At 71.5% G+C, this 4529-nt stretch carries 2 protein-coding genes; one reads left to right on the forward strand and one right to left on the reverse strand.

What is annotated here, in order from left to right:
* Positions 1 to 58: 58 nt before the first annotated feature.
* Entirely contained in the window at positions 59 to 2992 is a 2934-nt protein-coding gene (locus tag DMC18_RS24350) for a pitrilysin family protein (protein ID WP_110120660.1), read from the reverse strand.
* 216 nt (positions 2993 to 3208) lie between these two features.
* On the opposite strand from DMC18_RS24350, the gene DMC18_RS24355 reads away from it, so the two are divergent.
* Positions 3209 to 4459, forward strand: a complete 1251-nt coding sequence (locus tag DMC18_RS24355) for a serine hydrolase (RefSeq protein WP_110133389.1) — start codon at positions 3209 to 3211, stop codon at positions 4457 to 4459.
* Positions 4460 to 4529 lie beyond the last annotated feature (70 nt).

The raw sequence follows: 4529 nt of genomic DNA on the forward strand, positions 1-4529 counted from the left end.
GGAAGCTGAAAACGGCCCCCCTCCGGCCCTCCGGGCCACCTCCCCCAGAGGGGGAGGATCACTTCTCCGGCTTGACCTCGAAGGTCCAGCTCTTGTCGTCGGACAGGAAGGCGCGGGCGGCTTTCTGGACGTCGGCGGCGGAGACGCGTTGCAGGCCCGCGATCACCGAGCGGGTGGCGTCGAGCAGGCGCGGGTCGGTCTGGGCGCCCGAGAGCGCGCCCAGCCAGTACTCGTTGGTCTCGCGGGCCTTTTCCAGCTGGTCGATGCGCGGCAGCTTTGCGCGTTCCAGCTCGTCGGCGGTGACCGGCTTGTCGCGCAGGTCGGCGGCGATCTTGCGGACGCTGGCCACCACCTGGTCGAGCTTTTCCGGCGGCACCTCGACCGACAGGCCAAGATACCCCCAGCCGGGGAAGGTGGCGTTGGCCGTGGCCGAGACCGAGGGCGAATAGGTCGCGCCCTGCTTCTCGCGCAGCTCGTCGACCAGCCGCAGCTGCATCACCGAGGCCAGGACCTGGATGTTGCGCGAGCGCTGCAGGTCGCTGAACAGGTCGTCGGTCTTCCAGGCCATGAACAGCAGGCCCTGGTCGGCGCGGCCCTTGTGGGTGCGGATCACCGGGGTCCTGGACGGGGCGGGGAAGCCGATCTGCTTGGCCTCGGCGGGCGCGGCCGCGCCGCTGCGGACGGGCAGGGCGCCGAAGGTCTCGGCCACGGCGGCGACCGCCTTCTCGACCGTGGTGTCGCCCACGACCACGACCTCGATCTGGCCGGTCGACAGGGGCTGGCCGACGGCGGCCTTCAACTGGTCGATCGAGCCGGCGGCGATGTCCTGGCGGCTGGGGAAGGCCCAGCGGCCGTCGTTCGGGTGCATCAGCCCGGCGAGATCACGGCCGACGACGCCGCTGTTGGTGCGCTCCAGCTGGTCGTGGATCGTGCCGTAATAGGTCTTGATGCGGTTGAAGGCCTCGGACCGCCAGCCGGCGTCGGAGGCGTAGGCCGCCAGCACCTGCAGCTCGGTCGAGAGATCCTCGGGACGGGTGCGGCCGCTGAGCACGAAGGCGTCGTCCTCGACGCCGAGGCCGGCGTTCCAGACCTTGCCGGTCAGCACCTGTTCCATGTCCTGGGCGGTGATCTGCTTGAGACCGCCCTCGATCATCGACGAGGCCGACCACAGCGGGCTCTGGCCGGCCTTCGACAGGTCGAGCAGGCCGTTGCCGATGCGGGCCTTCACCAGGATCTGGTCGTCGCGGAACTTGGTCGGCTTGACCGTCAGGCGCACGCCGTTCTCGAAGCGGACGAAGACGGTGTCGAGGTCGGCGACGTCCTTCTGCTCCACCGGTTTTCCGGTCGGGCCGAACACCGCATAGGGCCAGGCCGTGGCCACCGGGGCGGCCGGCGGGGTGACCGGGGTCTTGGTCGAATCCGTATAGGCGGCGGTGACTGTGGCCTCGCCGCCCTCGATGGCGGTGGGGGTCGGCAGCACGATCAGCGGACCCTGGCCGGCGAACAGCGCGCGCACGGCGGCCGAGACGGCGTCGGCCTTGAGATCCTTGGTGATGGCGTCGAAGCCGGCGAGGTTCTGCGAGGGGCTGGTCACCACCTCGCGGTCGCCCAGGCTGCCGACGATGGCGCCGGCCAGGGCCGGGGTGCGCTGGGTGGCCTCGCCGGCGGCGGCGGCCTGGTAGCCGGCGCGCATGGCGGTGATCTCGCGGTCGAGCTCGTCCTGGCGCACGCCGAACTGCACGAGGCGGCGCTGTTCCTGGTCGAGCACCTGCAGGGCGGTCTTCCAGTCGCCCGGCTTCACCTGGGCGAACAGGCCGTTGATCTGGACGGCATGGTACTGGTCGTTGCGCAGGGCGCCGGCCGAGATGAACGGCGGGGTCTCGCCGCGGGCCAGGGCGCGCAGGCGGCGGTTCAGCACCGCCATGCCCAGGGATTCCAGCATGTATTCGCGGTCGGTGGCCTTGGTCTCGATGCGCTGGTCGGCGGCTTGCGCCCAGCCGATCTGCACCGACTCGCCCGAGCCCGGCTCGACGATGACCTTGGCGGTCAGGCCGCGCTGAGCCACCGCGCCGAGGTCGGGACGCGCGCCCGGCTCGCCCACGGCTTTCCAGTCGCCGAAGCGGGCCTTGATCTTGGCCTCCATGGCGTCGAGGTCGAAGTCGCCGACGGCCACGAACACCGCGTTCTCGGGACGGTACCAGGCCTGGTAGAAGTCGCGGATGCGCTGGGCCGGGGCGGTGGAGATCACGTCGGTCGTGCCGATCGGCAGGCGCTCGGGCGGACGCTGGCCTTGCAGGTTGAAGGCGAAGCCCTGCTTGAAGACGCGGTAGCCGGGGGTGTCGCGGGTGCGCTCCTCCGACAGCACCACGCCGCGCTCGCGGTCGACGGCGGCGGGGTCGATGGTCAGCTCGCCGGCCGCTTCGCGCAGCAGCATCATGGCGTCGTCGACCGTGCCGTCGTCGGTCTTGGGCAGGTCGAGGGTGTAGGTCGTCTCGTCGAAGCTGGTCGAGGCGTTGGTGTCGGCGCCGAAGGCCAGGCCCCGGCGCTCGAGGATCTTGACCATCTCGCCTTCGGGCACGTTTTTCGAGCCATTGAACGCCATGTGCTCGAGGAAGTGGGCCAGGCCCTGCTGGTCGTCGGCCTCCATCAGCGAGCCGGCGTCGAACCACAGCCGCAGCGCGGCCTGGCCCGGCGGCGTGGCGTTCTTGCGCAGGGCGTAGCGCATGCCGTTGGGCAGCACGCCGAAGCGGATGGCCGGATCGACGGCGACGTCGGAGATCTCGTGCGGCCACTGGCCGGGCTTGAGGTCGGAGAACTGCGGGCCCGAGGTCTTCACCGGGGCGACCGGCGGCGCGGGCGCAGCCGGGGCGGCGGCTGCGGTCGGGGCGTCGGCCTTCTTGCTCGAACCGGGCAGAACTGAAGGCAGGGTGGAGCAGGCGGTGAGCGCCAGGCCGGCGGAGACGACGAGCGCCAGGCGCGAGACGGATATCATGGCTACCGATCGATTACGGAAGATGTCGAAGCTCAACTTGATCGTCGGGCGTGGCGCAAGCAAGGCCGCGCGGCGGCGGATTGGGCCGGGGCGACTTCCAGTTTGCAACATCGGGCCGCAAGCCTGTGGGAAACTCGCGCGCCTGGACTTGCGCAAGGCGCGGCCGCATCCCACTCCGTAGGAAGGCCGGGCGTCCGGCGGCGAGGGAGCAGCGAAATGCGTCGATGGCTTGCGGGCGTTGCGGCCCCCCTGGCGATTTGGGCGGTGCTGGCGGGCGCGCCGGCGATGGTTCAGGCCCAGGCCGTGGGCAAGCCGGCGGTGGTCGCGCAGACCCAGGACGCCGCCTTGGCCGCCCGCATCGACGCCGTGCTCGACCGCGCCGTGGCCGACCAGCGGCTGGTCGGCGCGGTGGCCCTGGTCGCCCGCGACGGCAAGCTCGTCTACCACCGGGCCGTGGGCCTGGCCGACCGCGAGGCCGCCGCCCCGATGCGCGAGGACGCGGTGTTCCGCCTGGCCTCGGTCAGCAAGCCGTTCGTCAGCGTGGCGATCATGCGGCTGGTCGAGGAGGGCAAGCTGTCTCTGGCCGATCCGGTGACCAAATGGTTGCCCGACTTCAAGCCGGCCCTGGCCGACGGCTCCACGCCGACCATCACCATCGGCCAGCTGCTCGACCATACGGCCGGCCTGACCTACGGCCTGTCGGAGACGGCGCAGCACCCGTACCACAAGCTGGGCGTCTCGGACGGGCTCGACATCTCGGGCCTGAGCCTGGACGAGAACGTCGCCCGGATCGGCAAGGGGCCGCTGGCCTTCGCGCCGGGCAGCGCCTGGCGCTATTCGCTGGCCATCGACGTGCTGGGGCTGGTGGCCGAGAAGGCCGACGGCCATCCGCTGCCCGACGTGGTGGCCCGCACCGTGACCGGGCCGCTGGGCCTGAAGGACGCCGGCTTCCAGGCCAGGGACCCGGCCCGCCTGGCCACGCCCTACGCCAACGCCAGCCCGGCCCCGGCCCGCATCACCGACAACCAGGACGTCTCGCTGGGCGCCACCGCCGTGCGCATGGCCCCCAGCCGCGCGACCGACCCGGCCGCCTTCCCCTCGGGCGGGGCGGGCATGGTCGGCACAGCCGGCGACGTGCTGGCCCTGCTGGAGGCCGTGCGCACCGGTGGCGGACCGGTGCTCGAGCCGGCCAGCGTGAAACTGATGACCACCGACCAGGCCGGGATCAAGGCCGCGACCCAAGGGCCCGGCTGGGGCTTCGGCTACGGCTGGGCCGTGCTCGACGATCCGGCGGTGGCCAAGACCCCGCAAGGCGTCGGCACGCTGGCCTGGGGCGGGGTCTATGGGCACAACTGGTTCGTCGATCCCAAGGCCGGGCTGACCGTGGTGCTGCTGACCAACACCGCCTTCGAAGGCATGAACGGCCAGGTGACGCGCGAACTGCGCGACGCGGTGTACGGACGCTGAAATCCTTCTCCCCCTTGCGGGAGAAGGTGGCGGCCGAAGGCCGACGGATGAGGGGTCTCTCAGATGGGAG

This window comes from Caulobacter sp. D5 (assembly GCF_003185805.1).
Taxonomy (GTDB): Bacteria; Pseudomonadota; Alphaproteobacteria; order Caulobacterales; family Caulobacteraceae; genus Caulobacter.

What these genes read in the sequence shown, in the direction of transcription:
- DMC18_RS24350 (WP_110120660.1), bottom strand. Translation starts at nt 2,992, where the DNA reads ATGATATCCGTCTCGCGCCTGGCGCTCGTCGTCTCCGCCGGCCTGGCG.
- DMC18_RS24355 (WP_110133389.1), top strand. Translation starts at nt 3,209, where the DNA reads ATGCGTCGATGGCTTGCGGGCGTTGCGGCCCCCCTGGCGATTTGGGCG.